20 protein-coding genes, 1 tRNA gene and 1 pseudogene are annotated in these 18,202 nt (G+C 62.0%); 8 read left to right on the plus strand and 14 right to left on the minus strand.

All coding sequences use genetic code 11. The features are described from left to right. The 8 genes from PHD22_RS12110 to PHD22_RS12145 form a co-directional block, all read left to right on the plus strand. Positions 1-265 (plus strand): transposase (locus PHD22_RS12110; protein ID WP_299867035.1); only part of this gene is annotated, 265 nt, incomplete at its 5' end. A 405-nt stretch (positions 266-670) separates the two neighbouring features. Continuing rightward, positions 671-1,975 carry an integrase family protein gene (locus PHD22_RS12115; protein ID WP_299867038.1) on the plus strand — a complete coding sequence of 435 codons (1,305 nt, stop codon included), beginning with the start codon at positions 671-673 and terminating at the stop codon, positions 1,973-1,975. A gap of 46 nt (positions 1,976-2,021) precedes the next feature. After that, complete coding sequence (locus tag PHD22_RS12120; protein ID WP_299867041.1) at positions 2,022-2,345, plus strand: type II toxin-antitoxin system RelE/ParE family toxin; 324 nt, start codon at positions 2,022-2,024, stop codon at positions 2,343-2,345. Continuing rightward, positions 2,342-2,674: a helix-turn-helix transcriptional regulator gene (locus PHD22_RS12125; protein WP_299867044.1), complete on the plus strand. Its 333-nt coding sequence runs from the start codon at positions 2,342-2,344 to the stop codon at positions 2,672-2,674. The genes PHD22_RS12120 and PHD22_RS12125 overlap by 4 nt, the downstream gene beginning before the upstream one ends. Positions 2,675-3,094: 420 nt before the next feature. Continuing rightward, positions 3,095-3,337 (plus strand): DNA-binding protein, encoded by a 243-nt coding sequence (locus PHD22_RS12130; RefSeq protein WP_141353659.1) that lies wholly within the window; start codon positions 3,095-3,097, stop codon positions 3,335-3,337. Continuing rightward, entirely contained in the window at positions 3,334-3,780 is a 447-nt protein-coding gene (locus PHD22_RS12135) for a hypothetical protein (protein ID WP_299867050.1), read from the plus strand. The genes PHD22_RS12130 and PHD22_RS12135 overlap by 4 nt, the downstream gene beginning before the upstream one ends. Beyond that, entirely contained in the window at positions 3,777-6,296 is a 2,520-nt protein-coding gene (locus PHD22_RS12140; RefSeq protein ID WP_299867053.1) for a VapE domain-containing protein, read from the plus strand. Before PHD22_RS12135 ends, PHD22_RS12140 begins: the two co-directional genes overlap by 4 nt. Positions 6,297-6,979: 683 nt before the next feature. Continuing rightward, positions 6,980-7,321: a hypothetical protein gene (locus PHD22_RS12145; RefSeq protein ID WP_299867056.1), complete on the plus strand. Its 342-nt coding sequence runs from the start codon at positions 6,980-6,982 to the stop codon at positions 7,319-7,321. Positions 7,322-7,376: 55 nt separating this feature from the next. On the opposite strand, the gene PHD22_RS12150 is transcribed toward PHD22_RS12145, so the two are convergent. The 14 genes and pseudogenes from PHD22_RS12150 to PHD22_RS12205 form a co-directional block, all read right to left on the minus strand. Next, the gene (locus PHD22_RS12150) at positions 7,377-7,622 is read right to left on the minus strand and encodes a hypothetical protein (RefSeq protein WP_299867058.1); all 246 of its coding nucleotides are present in this window, start codon (positions 7,620-7,622) and stop codon (positions 7,377-7,379) included. Further along, positions 7,522-7,800, minus strand: a pseudogene (locus tag PHD22_RS16925) (hypothetical protein); the annotation flags it as partial. The pseudogene PHD22_RS16925 and the gene PHD22_RS12150, both read right to left, overlap by 101 nt. Further along, positions 7,769-8,053, minus strand: a complete 285-nt coding sequence (locus PHD22_RS12155) for a ferritin-like domain-containing protein (protein WP_299867060.1) — start codon at positions 8,051-8,053, stop codon at positions 7,769-7,771. The pseudogene PHD22_RS16925 and the gene PHD22_RS12155, both read right to left, overlap by 32 nt. 10 nt (positions 8,054-8,063) lie before the next feature. After that, positions 8,064-8,852, minus strand: a complete 789-nt coding sequence (locus PHD22_RS12160; protein WP_299867063.1) for a hypothetical protein — start codon at positions 8,850-8,852, stop codon at positions 8,064-8,066. 23 nt (positions 8,853-8,875) lie between these two features. Continuing rightward, the gene (locus PHD22_RS12165; RefSeq protein WP_299867069.1) at positions 8,876-9,205 is read right to left on the minus strand and encodes a hypothetical protein; all 330 of its coding nucleotides are present in this window, start codon (positions 9,203-9,205) and stop codon (positions 8,876-8,878) included. Then, positions 9,193-10,044, minus strand: a complete 852-nt coding sequence (locus PHD22_RS12170; RefSeq protein WP_299867072.1) for a Sir2 family NAD-dependent protein deacetylase — start codon at positions 10,042-10,044, stop codon at positions 9,193-9,195. Before PHD22_RS12170 ends, PHD22_RS12165 begins: the two co-directional genes overlap by 13 nt. Position 10,045: 1 nt before the next feature. Beyond that, on the minus strand, positions 10,046-10,627 hold the full coding sequence (locus PHD22_RS12175; protein ID WP_299867075.1) for a hypothetical protein: 582 nt from the start codon (positions 10,625-10,627) through the stop codon (positions 10,046-10,048). Positions 10,628-10,659: 32 nt separating this feature from the next. Next, positions 10,660-10,824: a hypothetical protein gene (locus PHD22_RS12180; protein WP_299867078.1), complete on the minus strand. Its 165-nt coding sequence runs from the start codon at positions 10,822-10,824 to the stop codon at positions 10,660-10,662. A gap of 675 nt (positions 10,825-11,499) precedes the next feature. Continuing rightward, the gene (locus PHD22_RS12185; protein ID WP_299867081.1) at positions 11,500-11,943 is read right to left on the minus strand and encodes a hypothetical protein; all 444 of its coding nucleotides are present in this window, start codon (positions 11,941-11,943) and stop codon (positions 11,500-11,502) included. A gap of 19 nt (positions 11,944-11,962) precedes the next feature. Further along, positions 11,963-12,175, minus strand: coding sequence for an AlpA family phage regulatory protein (locus PHD22_RS16930; protein ID WP_366520732.1), 213 nt, complete (start codon positions 12,173-12,175; stop codon positions 11,963-11,965). A gap of 207 nt (positions 12,176-12,382) precedes the next feature. Beyond that, positions 12,383-12,458: transfer RNA gene (locus PHD22_RS12190), tRNA-Thr, on the minus strand. A gap of 76 nt (positions 12,459-12,534) precedes the next feature. Beyond that, positions 12,535-16,281, minus strand: a complete 3,747-nt coding sequence (locus tag PHD22_RS12195) for a PilC/PilY family type IV pilus protein (RefSeq protein WP_299867084.1) — start codon at positions 16,279-16,281, stop codon at positions 12,535-12,537. 30 nt (positions 16,282-16,311) lie between these two features. Next, complete coding sequence (locus PHD22_RS12200; protein WP_299867087.1) at positions 16,312-16,962, minus strand: hypothetical protein; 651 nt, start codon at positions 16,960-16,962, stop codon at positions 16,312-16,314. Further along, on the minus strand, positions 16,962-18,202 hold a 1,241-nt coding region (locus tag PHD22_RS12205; protein ID WP_299867090.1), incomplete at its 5' end, for a PilW family protein. The genes PHD22_RS12200 and PHD22_RS12205, both read right to left, overlap by 1 nt.

The raw sequence follows: 18,202 nt of genomic DNA on the forward strand, positions 1-18,202 counted from the left end.
CGTGCACCGCGCCAACCGTGTCCGCGAGTGGGCTGCCGAAAACACCGAGAAGATCGAGCTGTTTTACCTGCCGCCGTATGCGCCGGAACTCAACCCCGACGAGTATCTGAACCGGGATCTGAAAACGACGATACGCTCCGGGCCGATTGCCAAGACCGCCGCCGCACTTCTTGAGAAGGCGCGTACGTGCATGGAACGCATCGCTGCGATGCCGGATCGTGTGCGGTCGTATTTCAGCCATGAGTACGTTCGCTACGCTCAGTAATTTAGCTATTTGATTGCCGGGTTAATAATTGGCGGTGCCAAATATCGTGCAAATCTGTGCCAAATATCGCGCCTCGTTATACAACCGCTGTCATTTGGCTGATTTGATACACGCTCTAGGCGCACAAGCAAAAAGGCCAACCCTGAAGAGTTGGCCTAAATGCTTGTTTTTGTTGGTGCCGCTGACCGGAATCGAACTGGTGACCTTCGCATTACGAAATCGAAAAAAATGGGGTTTATCAGTGTTGAAGGGCGCTGAACAAAATACATTTTTCCCTTAAAAATCAGCAGTCTTGTGTGAATAATAGTTGATTGATGTTGAAACGAATTGCTATGATTTGGCTACACAGTGGCTACACCGTGGCTACACGGACCGCCCATGTAGCCAAATCAGGAGCATCCCGCCATGCAACGCGAACGCCTCACCCCTGACAGAATCCGCCGATTTTCCTGCCCGGCCGATGCGAAACAATCCTTCCTGTGGGACACCGACGCACCGCGCCTCGCCGTGCGTGTGACCACGGGCGCGAAGTCGTTCATCTTCGAAGCCAAGCTAAACCGGCAGACAGTCCGCGTGACCATCGGCGACGTGCGAGCGTGGAACCTTGACGATGCACGCACCGAAGCCCGCCGCCTGCAAACCTTGATTGACCAGGGGATAGACCCGCGCCAGGAGAAGGCCGACAAGCTGGCAGCCATCGAGGCCAAACGGGAGGCGACCAAGCGCGTCGAAGAGCCCGCGCTTGACGCCTGGAATGTCTATCTTGCCTCGCGTCCAAAATGGAGCCCCCGCACGCTCCTGGATCACCAGCGCCTGAGCGACCCTGGCGGCAAGCCCAAGACCCGAGGCCGGAAGAAAGGCGAAGGCGACACCACGCAGCCCGGCGCCCTCCTCCCCCTGCTGACTCTCCCTTTGGCGCAGATTGACGGCGCCGCGGTGCGCGCATGGCTTCAGTCTGAGGTGGCCAGACGGCCGACCCAAGCCCGGAACGCCTTTGTGCGCCTGCGTGCCTTCCTGAACTGGTGCAGCGACCACCCCGATTACCAGACCCAAATCGACGGCAAAGCCTGCGCCTCGCGCCTTGCAAACGACGAAATGGAGAAGCCGACCCCGAAGGACGACTGCTTGCAACGCGAAATGCTGGCGCTCTGGTTCGAGCACGTCCGCCAGCTGGCAAACCCGGTGCACTCCGCCTATCTGCAAACGGCCCTGCTGACCGGTGCCCGCCGCGAAGAGGTGGCCAACATTGCCTGGTCTGACGTGGATTTTCAATGGAAGTCCCTGACCATCAAGGACAAGGTTGAAGGGCAACGCATCATCCCCCTGACGCCCTACGTCGCCGCGCTGCTGGCGGCCCTGCCCCGTCGGAATGAATGGGTGTTCTCGAGCCCTACGGCCGAATCAGGAAGGCTTCGGGAGCCGCGATCCGGACACAACAAGGCCCTTGCTGCCGCTGGCCTGCCGGCACTGTCCCTGCATGGTCTGCGCCGCTCCTTCGGCACCCTGGCCGAGTGGGTCGAATGCCCGGTGGGCGTGGTGGCTCAGATCCAAGGCCACAAACCGAGCGCAACCGCCGAAAAGCATTACCGCCGCCGGCCGCTGGACCTGCTGCGCATGTGGCACACAAAAATCGAAGCGTGGATTCTCGAACAGGCCGGCATCGAGCAGCCGGGCGAGGGGCAGGCACCGGGCCTGCGGGTGGTGGGATGAAGGGGCGCGCATTGACCGCCTATAGCACGCAAGCTATATTGTCGTTATGAGCTACCGAATCGAGTTTTTCAACGAGGGCGTAGCGGCTGAGGTGATGGGGTGGCCGGCGGGGATTCGCGCCAGTTTCTCCCGCATCGCCGAACGCATGATCGAGCACGGCCCGAATCTGGGCTTGCCCTACACCCGCGCGATGGGTGACGGGCTATTCGAGATCCGGGCCAAGGGGCAGGAAGGCATCGGTCGCGCCCTGTTCTGCACGGTCGTGGGCAAGCGTGTCGTTGTCCTGCATGGCTTCATCAAGAAGACCGAGCAAACCCCGCTGCGCGCCCTGGATACCGCGCGCCGCCGCATGAAGGAGGTCCGCCCATGAGCGAACAGTACAACCCCGTTGCGTTCGATCCGCGCGCCTATGCCGAAGAGGCCGGCAAGCTGGATCCGGCATTTCGGGAAGCCTATGAGGGCATGGCCGACGAGTTTGCCGCCCTGGCCGAGTTGCTGCGCGCCCGCCAGCGTGCCGGCCTGACGCAAACCGAGCTGGCCGAGCGTATGGGCGTCTCTCAGCCCGTTGTCGCCCGTATCGAAGGCAGCATCGGCAGCCGCAAGCACGCCCCGTCACTGGCAACCCTGCGCAAGTACGCCGAAGCCTGCGGGCAACGCCTGGAAATCCGATTCGTGCCGAAGGAAGAGCACGCCGCCTGACCGAGCACCGCCCCTCGCCCTGTGCTACCTGGTGCAACCTCCGCACAGAACCGGGGCAGGGCTACGTGAGCCGGCCTCACAACACAAATCAACGCCTTGCAATGAAATAGAACCCTAGCGTAGCATCTGGCAATCGGGGTGCAACCATGCCCCGCCGTCGGGTTCATGCGCTACGCGAGGGGTGCGCGGCATGGGTTCCGGCCTGCAGTGAGAAACAGGACCGTCGAAGGTTACCCCGGGCATACTGTTCGCCTCCTGGCTTGTGAGTCTCGGTGTCTTCACGCTGCACCGGTAGCAAGCCAGGCGCTAAAGACGACTTCAGCCGCCGAAGGTGCGGCTACAGCGGACTAGCCCCCGGTCCGCCTGTCGTTGCCGCAGATCCTGCCCGCCAGCCGGACCGCTCATTCTGGAGCGCTCCGCATGTCTCACTCCCTCGCCCCCGCGCATCACGCCGCTGTTGCCTCGCCGGCCCTTCACGCTCGCCCCCGCAAGCTCGACACCACCGAGGCCGCCGACCGTCTGCGCGTCCGTCCGCAAACCCTGCGCCGTGCCTTGTGCCTGAACGGCCATTACCTCGGGCTCCGCCCTACCAAGCTGCCGAATGGTCGCTTGCTGTGGGACGCCTCCGCCATTGAAGCCCTGACCGAAGGGGGCGCCCAATGATGCCCCGCGAACATGAAGACGCCCGGCAGACTGGCAGGTCTGGCCGGGCGCCGAATGTGGTGAAGTCCGCTCACTTCGAAACCAGTCTAGCACGCGCCCGGTCGTCCGGCGCCCGCTGGCTGCCGCCGGTGAAGAGCTGCGCCGGTCAATTGCTCCTGGAGCTGATCGAGGCTGCCGTGTGGGCCGAAGCTATCGGCGCCCCGCTGCAAGCCGGCATCACGCCCCGCGACTTCGATCGCCTGGCCCGCTCCATGCGGGAGGCCGCCTATGTGCATCGGCTCCGGCAAGGTGGATGGCCCGTCGTCACCAGCCTGCAGGACGCCACCAACCGCTTCGAGAGCGTGCGCTATGCCGCCTACTCCCTGGCACTCGACGGGGACACCGAACGCCCCGAGCTGGCCGCCTGGCTGTCCGAAGCCCGGAAAGTGCGAGGTGCCGCATGACCGCCCCAAAAGCTCTCACCTTCCGCGATGCCGGCCCGCGCCTCTTCGCCGCCGGCTTCCAGCCGATCCCCGTCAATGGCAAGCGCCCGGTCGTCAAAGACTGGCAAGCCATGTCCTTGCATGAAGACCAGATCGGCTTCTGGGCGAACGGCGACAAGGGCGCCATGAACGTCGGCATCCGGACGGACGATCTGGTGGCGGTCGACCTGGACATTTACTGGTCAGCCGTGGCCGACGAGGTGGAGGCTGCGTTTCGGGCCCGCTTCGGGGACGCCATCAAGCGGGTCGGCGAGGCACCCAAGCGGCTGCTGCTCTACGCAGCGAAGACGCCCGGCACGAAGATCACCAGCCCCTGGTACAAGACCGTGGACGGGTTGGAGCACCGGGTCGAGGTGCTGGGCATCGGCCAGCAGTTCGTCGCGCACGGCATCCACCCGGACACCTTGCGGGCCTACACCTGGCCGAACGGCGACATTCTGGACGTCGAGCGCTGGCAGCTGCCGGTGATTGACCGGGATGAGGTGGCCGAGTGGGTACGCAACGACCTGGATCGGATTCTGGTGGTACGAGGGTTCATGCCCGAACTCTCCGGCACCACGGCCGCCACGGGCCAGCCGGGCGCTTCCTTCGCCGACCCTGACGATGCCTTCGACGCGGTGAAGCCTCGCCACGACGATGTGGGCCTCGAGGATCTACGCTGGATGCTTGACCGGCTGCCGGCCAACTACTGCGACGACCGGGACAGCTGGCGGGATGCGATCTTCGCCGTGCACCACCAGTTCCACGACACCGAGGCGGAAGACGACGCCCTGGAGATCGTGATCGAGTGGTCCCAGCGGTCGACCAACTACACCGAGGGCTGCGTCGAACCGATCTGGCGGAAGGCGTCGGAGCAGCGCGTCGGCGCCCGCGGCCCGGCCACCATCGGCACGCTGAAGGCCTGGCTGGGCGACGTGTGGAAGGCCCGGCGGGCGCAGGTGGTGGCAGTGGCCGGGGCTGCCGCGTCCGCAGACTGGAAGGCTCGCATTCACGCCGCAGACAAGGCCACGCTACAGGGTGCGCTGGCGGTCGAGATCCGCGCCGCCGACATGACCAGCGCCGACCGGGACACCCTGGCCACCCTGGTGCGAGCCCGGTGGAAGACGCTGGAGGGCGTCCCCCTCGCCAAAAGCGAGGCGGTGAAGATGCTCGCCCCACCGTCTGCGGTAGCGCAGCGCCCGGCAGATGTGGACCTGACCGGATTTATCCCGTTTCGCCTCGCCGTGCCCGCCCTCCACCCGGAGCAGTTCCCGCACACGAAGGAGACCAAGATGGGAACAGTCGTCAAGCCGACCATCGACAACATGCGGGTGATGATGCAGGGCTATGGAATCTCCGCACACTACGACGAGATTCGGAAAAAAACCGTCGTGCATGTGCCGGGTTTGGCGACGTGCCCCGACCAGGCGGATAACGCCGCGTTGGAATTCATGTGCTCCCTGGCATCGATAAACGACATGCCCGCCGATCGTGCGGCCGGCCTGGCTGTGAGCATTGCCTACGGTAGCCCGCGCAACGTGGTAGCCGACTTCATCAAGTCGAAGCCGTGGGACGGGCAAGACCGCCTGGCCGGCCTGCAAGACACGCTGACGGTTCGAGACACCTTCCCGGCACCCCTGCGCAACTTGGTGCTGCGCAAGTGGCTCATCAGCGCCGTGGCTGCAGCCCTGGAGCCGTCGAGCTTCTACTCCAAGGGCGTGCTGACCCTGCAGGGGGCGCAGAGCCTCGGCAAGTCGCCCTGGTTCATGCGCCTGCTGCCGGAGAACCTGCGGCGGGATTACATCCTGTCGGGCGCGCTTCTCGAGCCGGACAACCGGGACAGCGTAAAAACGGCAGTCTCCCACTGGATCACCGAACTCGGCGAGGTGGACGCCACGATGCGAAAGGCCGACATCGCCCGCCTGAAAGCCTTCCTGTCCAACCCGGTGGACAAGCTGCGCCTACCCTACGCCCGGACCGACTCCGAGTTTCAGCGCCGCACCGTGTTTGCTGCCTCGGTCAACCCGGAAGAGTTCTTGCAGGACGAAACGGGAAACCTGCGCTGGTGGGTGCTGCCGGTCACCGCGGTCGACTACCGTCACAGCCTGGACATGCAACAAGTCTGGGCACAGCTGGCGACCTACTACGGAGCCGGTGAACGCTGGTGGCTGGAGCGGGAGGAAGAGCAACAGCTGGACCACTGGAACGCCGGCCACGTGGTGAAGAGCGCCGTGCACGACATGCTGGCCAACGCGCTGGATCTCGACGCCCCGCGCATCAACTGGCGACGCCTGGCGGCAAGCGAGGTGCTGCAGGCGCTGGGCATCAAGGCGCCCACCAACGCCCAGGCGAAGGACTGCGGGCGAGCGCTCCGGGCGCTCCTCGGCAAGCCGGCCGGGAAGGCGAGGGGGACCGACCAATGGCTGACGCCCCCGATCGTGCTCCACAGCGCCAGCCTGTTGCGGAAGGGAGAATTCGACCCGCGCGCTTTCGACTGACCCGCGGGTAACCTGGTGACGCAAGGGCGAGCCGTGAAGGTTCGCCCTTGTCGTTTTCAGGCGGTGGCGTTGCGGGCGGTGGCGCGTGGTAGGCCTGCCGATGGTTCCGCCGTGGCGCCGGTGGGGCAGAAGTAGGGCACAGGTAGGGGAAAAAAAAGGGGCTGCCCTACCTGTGAAACCCAGTGCCGGCGCGGGTTTCGGCGATTTGGTAGGGCAGGTAGGGCCATTTTCGGAACAAATAAATCTCCCAGGAGTTGGCGGGAATCCCTATGGGGCTGTAAACCCTATTACACCTTTTTACTTCTTCTCTTCTTCTTCTAAAAATAGCCCTACCTAGACCCACCTACCTTCGGAAACCCTTGCTAGGCTTGGCTTTCGGGCAGGTAGGGGAGTCCGAATTCTGGCCTACCCTCGCCCTACCTGCCCCACCACTTCGGCGGGGCGCCGATCCCCCGTCGGCAAACATCGTCACACCCCGCCCCCGTGAAAATATTTTTTCAGCCAAAAGGGAGCGCCGCTCACCGGGCCAGCTGTCGGCCACGATCCGGCCGGCCTGGTGTCACCGGTGATCTGCTGCCGCCCACTAAAGCTATATGAAGGTGAGCGTCGCTCCCTTACGTGGTGGTTTTCTGCCGCGGTAGTCTTCGCTTCACGCATTACCCACCACCTACGAGGACACCACCATGACCACGATGAACACCGCCCGCCTTGATCTCGAATCCGCCCGTTCCACCTTCGCGGTGCTCGAATGCCTCGAACTTCAGGCCATCGCCTACAACGCCGGCCGGATGGCAGCCGATCCGAAAATGCGGGCTTGGCTCAGGGGCGAGGGGCGCGAGCCGTCAAGCCGCAACCTGGTCAGCATTTACGCTGCGGTACGGGCCAGGAAGCAGGCCGGCGGCGGGCGCTGCCTGGTCGAGGTGTCGGAAGCACGGGACGACGATTTGATTGCAGCCCTGCCGGCCGCACGCGCCGCGGTGGCCGACCTGTCCGCCCGGTTGAAGAAGGTAGGCGCGACGGTTTGAGGTGCCGAGGCGCCGGGCGAGGAGGCCCGGCGCTGCGTGCTGTAGAGGATGCGGTTTAGGCTATCCCGTAGTGCACCGGCGCTGCCCAGATCATCAGATACACGTGCGTCAGCCCCCCGCTCAACAGGCGCTTGACTTCCCAGGGATCGGAAGATGCTCGCGAGACGAAGCGCTCCACTGCCCGGCATTCCTGCGCGCTGAGTAAGGGGCGCAGATTCTCGGGATCGTTTTGCCAAACGCGCAAAATCAGTGCTTCCGAAGGGATCTCCGGCCCGGGTGAATGTTCCAGTTGTGGGGTCAAAATTTACCTCCTTCACTTCCGGCACGGCCGCTTCCGTGATGCGGGTTGCCGTGCGCAGCATGAATAGCAGATTGTGCTCAGGGTTGTTACCCCACTGTAGCCCATTCCAACCCAGCATATCGTCGTGTGGCTTGATAAATTGGGTCTCACCGTCGTACTTCAGCGCCAGGGAGATCATGTTCTCCAGCCGTCGCCGCTTTCCAGCCTACCCGCGCCCAGCTGCCGCGCTTGTTCATGAACTCGACCAGGCGCTGGTAGTGCTCCCGCTCGGCCGCCGCTTCCGCGAGGAAGAACTTCTGCGCGCCGAAGTAGCCGACGAACTGCATCTGATTGGCCAGGTGCAGGTAGAGGTGGGACGCGAACAGCTCGGCGGAGATGGCCTCTCCGAGCATGGCTTCGATGGGTTTGGTGAGCAGGTTCGGGGTGGGCATGGCGGATCCTTCAGCAGTTGATCTTCACGGCGCCGGAGGTCTCCAGGGCGTCGAGGATGTCGAGGATGTGGTCTTCGACGTAGCGGAGCGTGTCGGCTGCCGGGTGGGCTGCCAGCGCCTCCTCGGCCCGGGCCCGCTTCAGCCCCCGACCGTCGAGGCCTTCAAAGATGGCGAGGGTGCCGCCGCGGGCCGCTGAGAACTTCGGCGCCGCCTTCCGCAGCCAGATCTGGCCGTTTTCTTGCTCGACAGCGTAGGCGACCCCCTTCTTCTGCCAGAAGTCCTTCGAGAACTTCGCGATGTTTTCAGAAGAGAACGGCCCGAGGCGGTCGGGCCCATCGGTCGCTGAGGCTGGAGGGGCAGGTGTGGCCGGGCGCGGCGGGGGAGCCGGCGTGTCCACCACGTCGAGGGGCTCGCCGTTCTTGATGCGCCCACGCTGGCCCAGGTAGGCGACCGGCACATCGGTGTGCTTGCTGCCGAGGAGCACGGCGACGCCCTGCTCGCCTTGGGCCTTGGGCATGTAATACCCGTCGAACCCGTGCGCCATGACCTGCTGCTCAAAGATGTTATACAGGTCGTTAGTGTCCTGGCCAGGCTGCATCTGCTGCCGAGCTTGCGCTACCAAGCCAAGCGGGTCCGCTTGGCGGTCGTAGACGTTGCGGAGCTGCGTAGTGTGCAGGTGTGTGCCGACGTCGGACTCCGGCGTGATGCCGGACCCCTCGTCGATGTAGTAGTGGACGCGGTGCTTCTGCTCTTGCGTGGCGCTCCAGCGATCCAGCCGCCGAGCCTCTTCGCCACGCATCCCCGTCCCATAAAGGCGCCCGGCTAGGCTTGGCCGCTGGGCTTTCGAGTAGTGGAAGCCTGCGAGGGAGACTGAGCCGTCTCGGGGCTGCCCGTACTCGGGGGCTGCACCGCGATTTCCTTGTCGAGGAACTCCTGGAACGAGCGGAGCATCGATGCTTCCAGTGAGATCCGCGCCCCCTTCATCGCCGGTTCGGGATCCTCCTGCCCGGGCGCCAGGATGTCCAGCGCCTCGTCCGGCTGCGGCGATTGCGTCGCGGGTGAGGCGGTCAGCTTCGGCCTGAAGGGTGTCAAAGAACCCTTGCCCCCGAAGATCATCCGCCCGTCGTGCGGTACTCGTGTCACTTTGGCCATAACGTGTGTCCTCCAAATTGGTCTGCGAGAAGCCGCGCGCCGATTGCTTCGAGTGCAGCCAGGCCCCCGAGCGGCAAGCCTACCGCCCGCGGCCCGAACACCTGCGGCGCCCGTGGGTTGATCCGAATCAGCCGCTCGTACTGGTCGCTGAACAGCCGGACTGTCGGCACGTCGATGCCGGCGCCGATCTCGATAACCGCCAGCCGTTCGACGCTGGCCAGCCAAGTGTTCAGCTTCTGCGCCTGGTGCTTCGCGCGAACCTGCCGCCAGTCCCAATCACCGAACATCAGGATATTCGGGCGGGCGAGGCCTCCGCAGTAGCGGCAGGCCGGCAGATCATTCGTGAGGCGGCATGCGGCTTCGTCGATCTCTGGCGAGAACCTGGCGGCATCCCAGACGGCAATCGAGCAATTCGGGTCGAGGCACTGCAGATGGTGAATGGATCCGTGAATTTCGTGGATCCGGTCCGCCGCAATGCCGGACTTCTGGAAGTGCCCGTCCACATTGCTGGTGGCCACGAACAGCCCATGTTCAAGCCTTGCCCCGATGGCCTGCAGAATCCCGAAGCCCGCATGCGGAACGGTGTCCCGGTAGAGCTTCAGCCGATGGCCATAGAACCCCCAGGCCAGGCGGGCGTCCCGGTGGAAGGCGTAGGGGCTGGCAATCGCTTCGAAGCGCATGCCCGCCTTGGAGAGTGCCGGGTAGGTCTTCCAGAAGCCGTTATCGCTGCGGAAGTCGGGCAGGCCCGAATCCACGCCCATGCCAGCGCCGGCCGTCACAAGCAGGCCGTCGGCTTCGCGAATCAGGGCTAAGGCGTTCTCAAGTCGTGCTGAGCCCATGTCATTCTCCGTTGCGACCGGGGCAACCTTCACCCGTACCTTCGGCTGCCGCCGGCGCGGGCGAGTCGGCCAGCTTCGGCCGGAAGGGAATCAGCACCCCCGCACCGCCGAGCCACGGCCCCGGGATCTTGGCTCGTGTCACTTTGGCCTTGGCCGGCGCCTTCTTCGGCGGCTCCCGCGGGTCGTCGGGCAAGCTGAAGGCCCATCCCCTTTCCATCAGCCATTGCACAATCGGGGCGCCCTCTGCCTCCATTTCCTCCGAGTCGTCGCAGATCAGCCGCGCTTCCCAGTAGGGGGCGAACCCGTCGGAGAACTGGGTGAACAGAATGTCGGGGCGCACCTTAACGGGCCCCTGGTGACAATCGGCGATGGCGGCGCACCCGGGCAGGTCCAAGCCTGCGGCGGTAAGCGCCTGCAGGATCTCCCCGAACTCACCGTCGGACATGCTGCCGACACCGAACAGATAGCGGTCTTCCGCGGCGAAGGGGTAGGTGTTGCGAAAGCCTGCTTCACCGTCGGGGTAGTGCTTGCGAACGGCGCTCTTCTTGATGACAACCATCTGAAACACGATGCGGATACCCATGATGTCGTTCCTTTGTTGATGGTGTCAGCGACTCAGCGCCAGCCGGCCCAGCCGGGCAGAATGGGGAGATCGACGGGGGAAGCCTTGCGCGCAGCCGGATTCGGCGAGCGGACGGCGGGAAGGTGGGCGATGAACTTGCCGAGAGCTTCGGCGCTTTGCGGGCGGCCAGATTGTGCGGCCGGGTCGGTGGTGACCATTGTGTGACTCCTGCCCCCTGAAGTGAGGCGTGACCGGCCTCGCGGGGGCGAAGAGGCGGCGACGCTTTAGCAGCATTTGTAAATCGCCCTGCAAGTTGTCTTAACTCGGCGACGCCCAACAAAAAACCCGCTGGGCATAAGCCAAAGCGGGTTTGTGGGTTCCGCTTTAGCAACATTTGTAAAGCGCCTGCAAGCTGTGTTTCAAATCGGCGCTGTGTCGATATTAGACGCGAGGCTGCGGCGTGCGTCAAGCGGGAGCGGCCACGAATGGCCACGAGGCTTCTACCCCTCACCTGCCCGGCCCTTTATCAGCCGTGCCGATCGGACCGCGTGCACCTTGGGTGCCAGCCACTCAGGAAGGGGGGCGACCATGCCGAGGTTCCGCCGGTAATACCGCACGCAACGAAGCCGATACCCTGTGTCCTTGTGCTCCACTTCGGACACGAGCACCCGACGGCTGGCGGCCAGGCGCCTTAATGACTTGCTGACGGCCTGCCATGAAAGCCCGAGAGCTTCAGCCAGTTGGTACGCCGCCACACCCTGGCCCAGCGTTTCGAGGTGCGCAAGGATGCGACTGTCGATGGCGTCGCGCTGTTCGTGTTTTACCCCCAATGCTGCCCCCGGCCTGGTGGATCTCAGGTGCTGAGGCTGCCCCTGTCTGGCAGCCGGTGCCGGTTACAGGATGGAGCCCCACTCCGTCGGGTCGAGGAGGCGGACCGCATCCGCCGCGATGCCTTGCACGTCGAGGGTGTGAATCAGCGCCTTGAGCCCGTCGAACTCCGCCCCGTCGCCTTCGTAAAGACTTTCGATCCGGCCATTCGGGTAGCGTAAAGAGCAATAGCTGTCGAGCTGCACGCGCCCACCCGGGCGGCGCTCGGTTCTGACGCCCCGGCGCTCCAAGTCAGACCCCAAAGACGCATGAAGCGGTTCCACGCAGGGCGGGGGCGCGGGGTGGTTCGCGGGATCAGGCGCGGGGTCGTCCGAGATCCGCCAGCCAATGACGGGTTCCTCGCGGATGAACCAGACTTTTCCGGTCTCTGCATCCTCGTCGATGGTCAGGACACTAAAGCGCGGGTCGGTGTTGGGGAGAAAGTGCGGTGTCAAGGTGGGTGCGTTCATGGTGGCGTCCTGGTTCGGTTTAGCCTTTGATCTGCGCTGCCGGCCTGGAATCTACCCAAGCGGTAATATCCGACCGGCGCCAGGCGATGGCCCGCGCGCCAATCTTCAGCGGAGCAGGGAAAAGGCAGGCAGCAACATCCCGCCGAATCTGGCGGGGCGAACGCTGAACGATGCGGGACACCTCGGGGAGGCGTGCGAGGGCATCGGGGGCGGAAGGATTGGGCGAGGTCATGGCCCGGACAGTAGCGCACCCCCGCGAATCAGCCCGGTGTCGGCGGCCACTCCTGACCACGCAGGCCCGATGAACTGGCACGCCACGACCGCGGAGCACGGGGGCCACACCGCCCCCGGAATACCGGAATCTGGCTACATGGTGGCTACACAGCCCCAAACGCAAAAAGGCCAACCCTGAAGAGTTGGCCTAAATGCTTGTTTTTGTTGGTGCCGCTGACCGGAATCGAACTGGTGACCTTCGCATTACGAATGCGCTGCTCTACCGACTGAGCTACAGCGGCTCCAAGAGCTGCGCATTATACGGACGAAATCAAGCTGTGGCAACACGCCGTTATGGCGTGCTTTGCCCTTCTTGCCTTACTCGTGAATGATCCGCCAGTTAACAACCCGAGGATCCCCAGCCTGGGCAACCACGTTATCCAGAATGTCTATAGCTCCTTCAGTCGTGGTGCCGACGATCCGGATACTGTTGCCCACACGGATCAGCTGAACCCCTGCAAACCCTTTCGATGACGAGAGATACTGAGCCGGGGAGCGCAATCCTCCCACTAGCTCATACAGCCTGCTTTGCCCACTGCCATAACTCACCGAATAAGTACGGGAAGTGCCTGCGGGGTTACAGGGATCGTCATTCATCAAGGATCCCACCCACGTGAGCAAACCATCATTGGTTTGCAAGTTGAGAGTTATCCGCTCCCTTGTCCCACTCGCGGACCCCGTCAGGTCGTAATACCAGCCCATCGGTTTGCTGTCATCGACTGGCGCACCCGACAGTAAGTTAACCACCTGACTTACCACTCCGCGCTGAAGTGGGAATGAGATGCCGGAGGGCAGAGGGAGCTGATTGGAATTCGTTCCATAGGCCTTCACCCGAGTACCGTCTTTAAAAGCGTATACCGTCTGAACCTGGGTATTGGGCAAATCTTCCGGCCCAAGCAGGCGACCCGTCCCCACAAACACATAACGCATCAGGTCCTGCGCCGAATACTCCACACGCAATATGGACGTTACCGCCTGGGCAGAACCATCCGGTGCCGTGAGCTCGGCAAACTTGAGGGGCGCCGGAATCGACCCCGTACCGCTCAGATCGAAACGCCAGACATTGCCATACAGATCCGCACCATAGACATAATCGATGGTGTAGTCCTGATAATTGGGCGTGAAAGCGGAAAGCTGAGCCAGACCCGAGGGAGACGCAGCGCTGCCTGCACTCGTATACACCGCCTGAAGGAGGGCGCCACTTACCGGATTGACGACAAACATCACACCCTTGCCGGCATTCGGACCCGATATATTGTTGTATCCCCCTGCCAGCAGGACCACCCAACCCCATTTGCGCGTTTTGACAATCAGGGGCTGGCCATAAGTAAAGCCCAGATCGGGATGCACGAATTCCCATAGCACCTTGGAGGCCAGCTGGGTCTCGGTCAGATCCTTAGACAGGCTGGTGACATCCATCGCCACATAGGAGCGCCCTCCCTTACCCTGTCCGACCACCAGCAGCGAACGCCAGTCACTGGTTGCAGCGGAGGACGCAAGCGTCCCCCCCGCCCGCGCAAAATCCACATCGCGGATTTCCACCGATGCATTCATGTAATAACGGTGAGAGTATTCAGGACGGGACAACGCCTGCAATCCGCTGAGATCCGGAGTGCCATCAGGACCTTCGAATACCGAATACGGGATCAGGGCAAACAACTCCGCCCCTCCGGCAGTGCTCTCGGTTGCATCAAACGCATGCAGCATGCCGTCGTTCGCTCCGGCGAAAACCACCGGCATACGCGCCGCCTTGTTGAGCTTGAAAGCCCCATAGCCTGGATTGAAGGAGTCAGCGTAATAGGCGTCCGGCTTGCCCAGATAGGTGACCTTGGAATCCACGATATCACCGAGAACCGACTCCCGGTAGCGATAGGCTTTGCTTTTACTCTCTGGCGTATCGTTGGCCTTGCTGCGATCCCCCCGAAGATAGTTAAGAACCTCCTGACCAACCGTAGCATCCCCCGAAGGCCGGCTGTCGCTCTTGCTCAGGTAAAGTTTTTGCAGACTGCCTAAATTTGCAAAGCGGAAAGGCGCTCCTTTCAAATTTCCGGTTGCTGGCAAGGGCTTGGTTGCATCTTTCGGAACCAGGGTCACGATCTTGCGGCTCCCGTCCCAGCCCGTTCCCGCAGTCAGGCTGTCGAGCTTGCTGGCTGCCTCCCAGAGGGGACTATCAACCGGCTTGCCATCGGCATCAAAAGAAGTGATTTTTTTGGCCTGGATGTTGCCTGACCAGAAATTCGCGTCGTAACTCCCTTGATAAGTTGCAGAACCACCCGACACCACGTCCAATTGAGCACTGGAAAAACCGGTTGCTGCAGCGGTACCCTTGCCTTCAGCGATACTCCGGAAAGCATTTTGCAACCCGGACACCATGTCGTCCGGATTTCCTGCCGCGTAATAATTATCGGGCAAAGAATTCCCTCCATAGGTTCTGCCGTTGGCGTTCCAGGCATGGAGGCTGGAATTGAAGGCGTCTGGAATGGCGCTCTTGTTGGTTTTCAGGTAATAGCCGCCATATTTTGCTGCAAGCCAGTACTGATTCTTGGCAGCAAATCCACTTTCAAGAACATCCATCCAGTAAGTGGTGACGTTCTGCTTGCCTGGCAAGTCCGGACGGATGTCCTTGTGGTGGGCATAGTAAGCGATGCCAGACATCAGGTAGCTTCCGTTACTGATGCCCTTGGACCCCAGCCCAGAGATCCCCTCGAGGCTTCCCACCGCATCTGTCCAGCTCTTGGCGGTGCCGCCCGCCATGTCAGCATCGACCCCTGACGCAGGCGCACTGGCTCCTGAAAGGTTCCAGTCGTAATTGACGTTGGTGTCGCCAATACCGACCACGTAATTTCTCTTGCACGACAAGGGGCCCTTGGTCGGGTACTTGGCATCGCGGGCAGGATCATTCCAGGTTGCGAATGCCGGAAAATCGTCCCGCAGATCTGCATTGACGCCGGAAACGTAGGACGGCGTGGGGGTCATTCCCTTGAAATACTTGATCACCTCCGCATACATTTCACTGACAGGGTCATAGTACTTGTAGCTTTTCTTCTTCGCTCCGAAACGATTAAGGTAGTTGATCGTTCCGCTGTAGCTTATGCCATCGGCCGTGGATGCCAGACCATAGGGGTCATCGCGAAAACTGCCTGTCTCGGTGATTTCAGGTTCAACGGACTGCACCATCGCACGCAGAACCCCGCCATCCTTGTTGACGTTACCTACTCCATTGGCGTCCTTGGCATCGGCCGTATTGAGACCGAGATAGCCAAAAGCCCCGAAGTACATCTTGTTCCGGTACTTCTGGATCAGCCCCTCTGGCTTCCAGACCACCTTGGTACCGGTCGGGTCCGTGTACTTCTGACAATTGCTCTCGGGGTAGTCCGGATGACAGACCTGAACCTGCGCGTTGAGCTCCTTTCGGGTCCTGCTAACCTCGTTGCCACTGCTATTCACCTGCCAGAAGGACACCCCCTCGTACCGTCCGCCATTGCTGATCCGCAGTCGATACGATGTATTGTAAGGGGTGTATTTACTTGCCAGGCTGGCAGCCAGATATTTATCGGGAAAGTTGCTGCTACTGTAGCTACCCTGAGGGGTCGCCAGGGCCCGCTGCAGTACGGTCAGGGGGGCCTCGGGAGAAGAGAAGCTCCTTGGATCGTCCTTGACCCGCCAGCCACCAGTGAGTGCCCAACGGAAGGTGTCCGCCCCCTGCATGGTTGCCCAGTTGAGAAAATTCCCGCTCCATTTCCCGGCACAATCAATCGTCGTTACATTCTCACCGGGCAAACGTGAGACGGGTACAAAATATTCGCTGCCATAATCGTAGCATTTCATCGGATCAAAATAGCCGAGATAACGCTTGGCCGTATTGAAGTCATCCTGATGCGCCCGGGTAATGGCAGTCGGAAACTCCACCGACAAGGCCAGCATGACGTTGGCCGGGACATCGGCTTCAAGGATGGGCTGATCCGCCAGCGGGGTTGTCGCTGCGGTAGCAATGGCGGCACAACAGCCTGCGCTCACTCCCCACACTTGCCGGACAAGACTGCTGCGGAAGAAAGATTTTTTCATGATGTCAATTCCCAGCCTCGACACGTTTCGTTAACGAACTCGCGTGGTCACAATTGCCTGAACGTAAGTTTGAGTGTTGCGGGGTCCATCCGTCCGGATGGTTACCCGGTAAAGAGGCAAGGCAACGGAACCAAGATTGCCACCACGCGTGTCACCACCCACTGCAGTTTCATTGGAAAGGACACATTTGCGCTCATCGGAAGTGCCGTAATCGGTACACATCCGCTCGATCAGGAAACGAACCTTCACCTCCTCCTTCGAGGTGGAATCTCCCGTACTCGGCCCGATGCCAAAGGTACTGCCGAACTGGGTCGCATCCTTGAGCACAAGTGGCACGCCGTTGGCATCTGCTTCCAGCAGGCGCGGCCAGTAATTCATGCTTTTCCACTTGCTGGCATGAGTGCAGGAGCCAGCACCGCAGCCTGCGTCCGAATCACCGTAGAGCTTGAAATCCGTCTTGGCGAACTGACTGAACGCCACATTCAGGCCGATGGATGAACGATTGACCGTATCGCGCTTGAAGGCCAGGTTACCGGACAGCAAGGCGGAGGTATCCACCGAACGCAACAGGGCCACCGCCCCGAGCATCATCACCACCAGGACAACCAGCACGATGGCCAGCACCACCCCCTTTGAACGGGAGGGTACTGAACCGACGGCAAGGCAGGATCGGGAGTTCATCACTGTGCCCTCTCGATAGATTTCATGTTGCGTAGCGGTATGACCCAGTCGTATACCTGATAGGCATAGCGCTGCTCCGTAGCGGACAGACTACGGGTATGAGCACGGCTCTCCCCCAGATCGGCAAACAGGCTCAGGCTGGTAATGGCTGCATCGTTGCCCACCGGCAGGGTCGAGCGCAGGATCATGCCCACCCGTACAGCCTTGATTTGGCCGGCCTTGTAGGCGGAGGACTTGGTTCCATTCATCAGCGTGGCCAGCGTCCAGCCACTCTCGGTTGGAGCAATCCACTCGTCCACCACGTTGTCATCGGCGATACCGCCGTCGGCACCATTATCGACGCCGTAGCGTGCCTTCAGCAGCAGGACATTCTCGGCAATAGCCTGCGTGCCCCGCCGCTGGAGCATATCCAGTTCAGTCAGCTCCCCCCGTGCATTGACGGAAAAGAGGGAGAACACGGCAGACTCTTCCCTGCCCAGGTGATAAGCCACCGGCTCTCCGAAGTCCAGCAAAGCCTCTTCAACAACCCCGTAGGTCGCGCTGTTCAGCAGGGTCGAAGTATAAGATGCCGGACTTGTCACCAGACCGGCAGCCGGCACAAGCTTGAGTCCCAGGGACAGATCGCTGACCGCCGTACCATTGCTGAAAGCACTGGCCAGTTGCACTATTTTGCAGTCCCCCAAGGTGTCTGCAATAGGCACGACCAGCAGGAGATCGTTCACCGTCTGGCCTGCATTCTTGCTGCCAAACCCCAGCGTATTGGTGAAGGTCACTTCCGGCGTGCCGGGGTAATCCGGTCCCCTGGTCAGGGTCTTGCCCCGGTTGGATGCTCCTGACCCCCCGGCCATGACGGCCAGCACATCCGAGTTTTCTCCGCCATCCAGGATTGCCAGGGGCATCGCCCGGACGGTGGTGGGGAATGACGCAAAAGGCTCTGCAAAAGTGCTGGGCCGGGGCAACAGCACCGTGCCGGAACGGGCCCCCAGAATCCGGCAGCCCCAAACGTTCTGTCCCTGAACCATGCCGGCGCCCGCCTCTTCCAGGGCAATGCCCAGCCGCGCACTGGCAATGGAGGCGGTCTGCAACATGTCGGCAGAGCCGGATACATTGCCGCGAAAAATCTCACTGGCAGTAAAGGATTTCATGATCACCACAGTGGCAATCAATCCTACGGCCATTCCCACCATGACCTCCACGAGACTGAGGCCCTGTTGTCGGGAAGATGCATCTGAGCATTTCA

Source organism: Zoogloea sp. (assembly GCF_028693495.1).
Lineage (GTDB): Bacteria > Pseudomonadota > Gammaproteobacteria > Burkholderiales > Rhodocyclaceae > Zoogloea.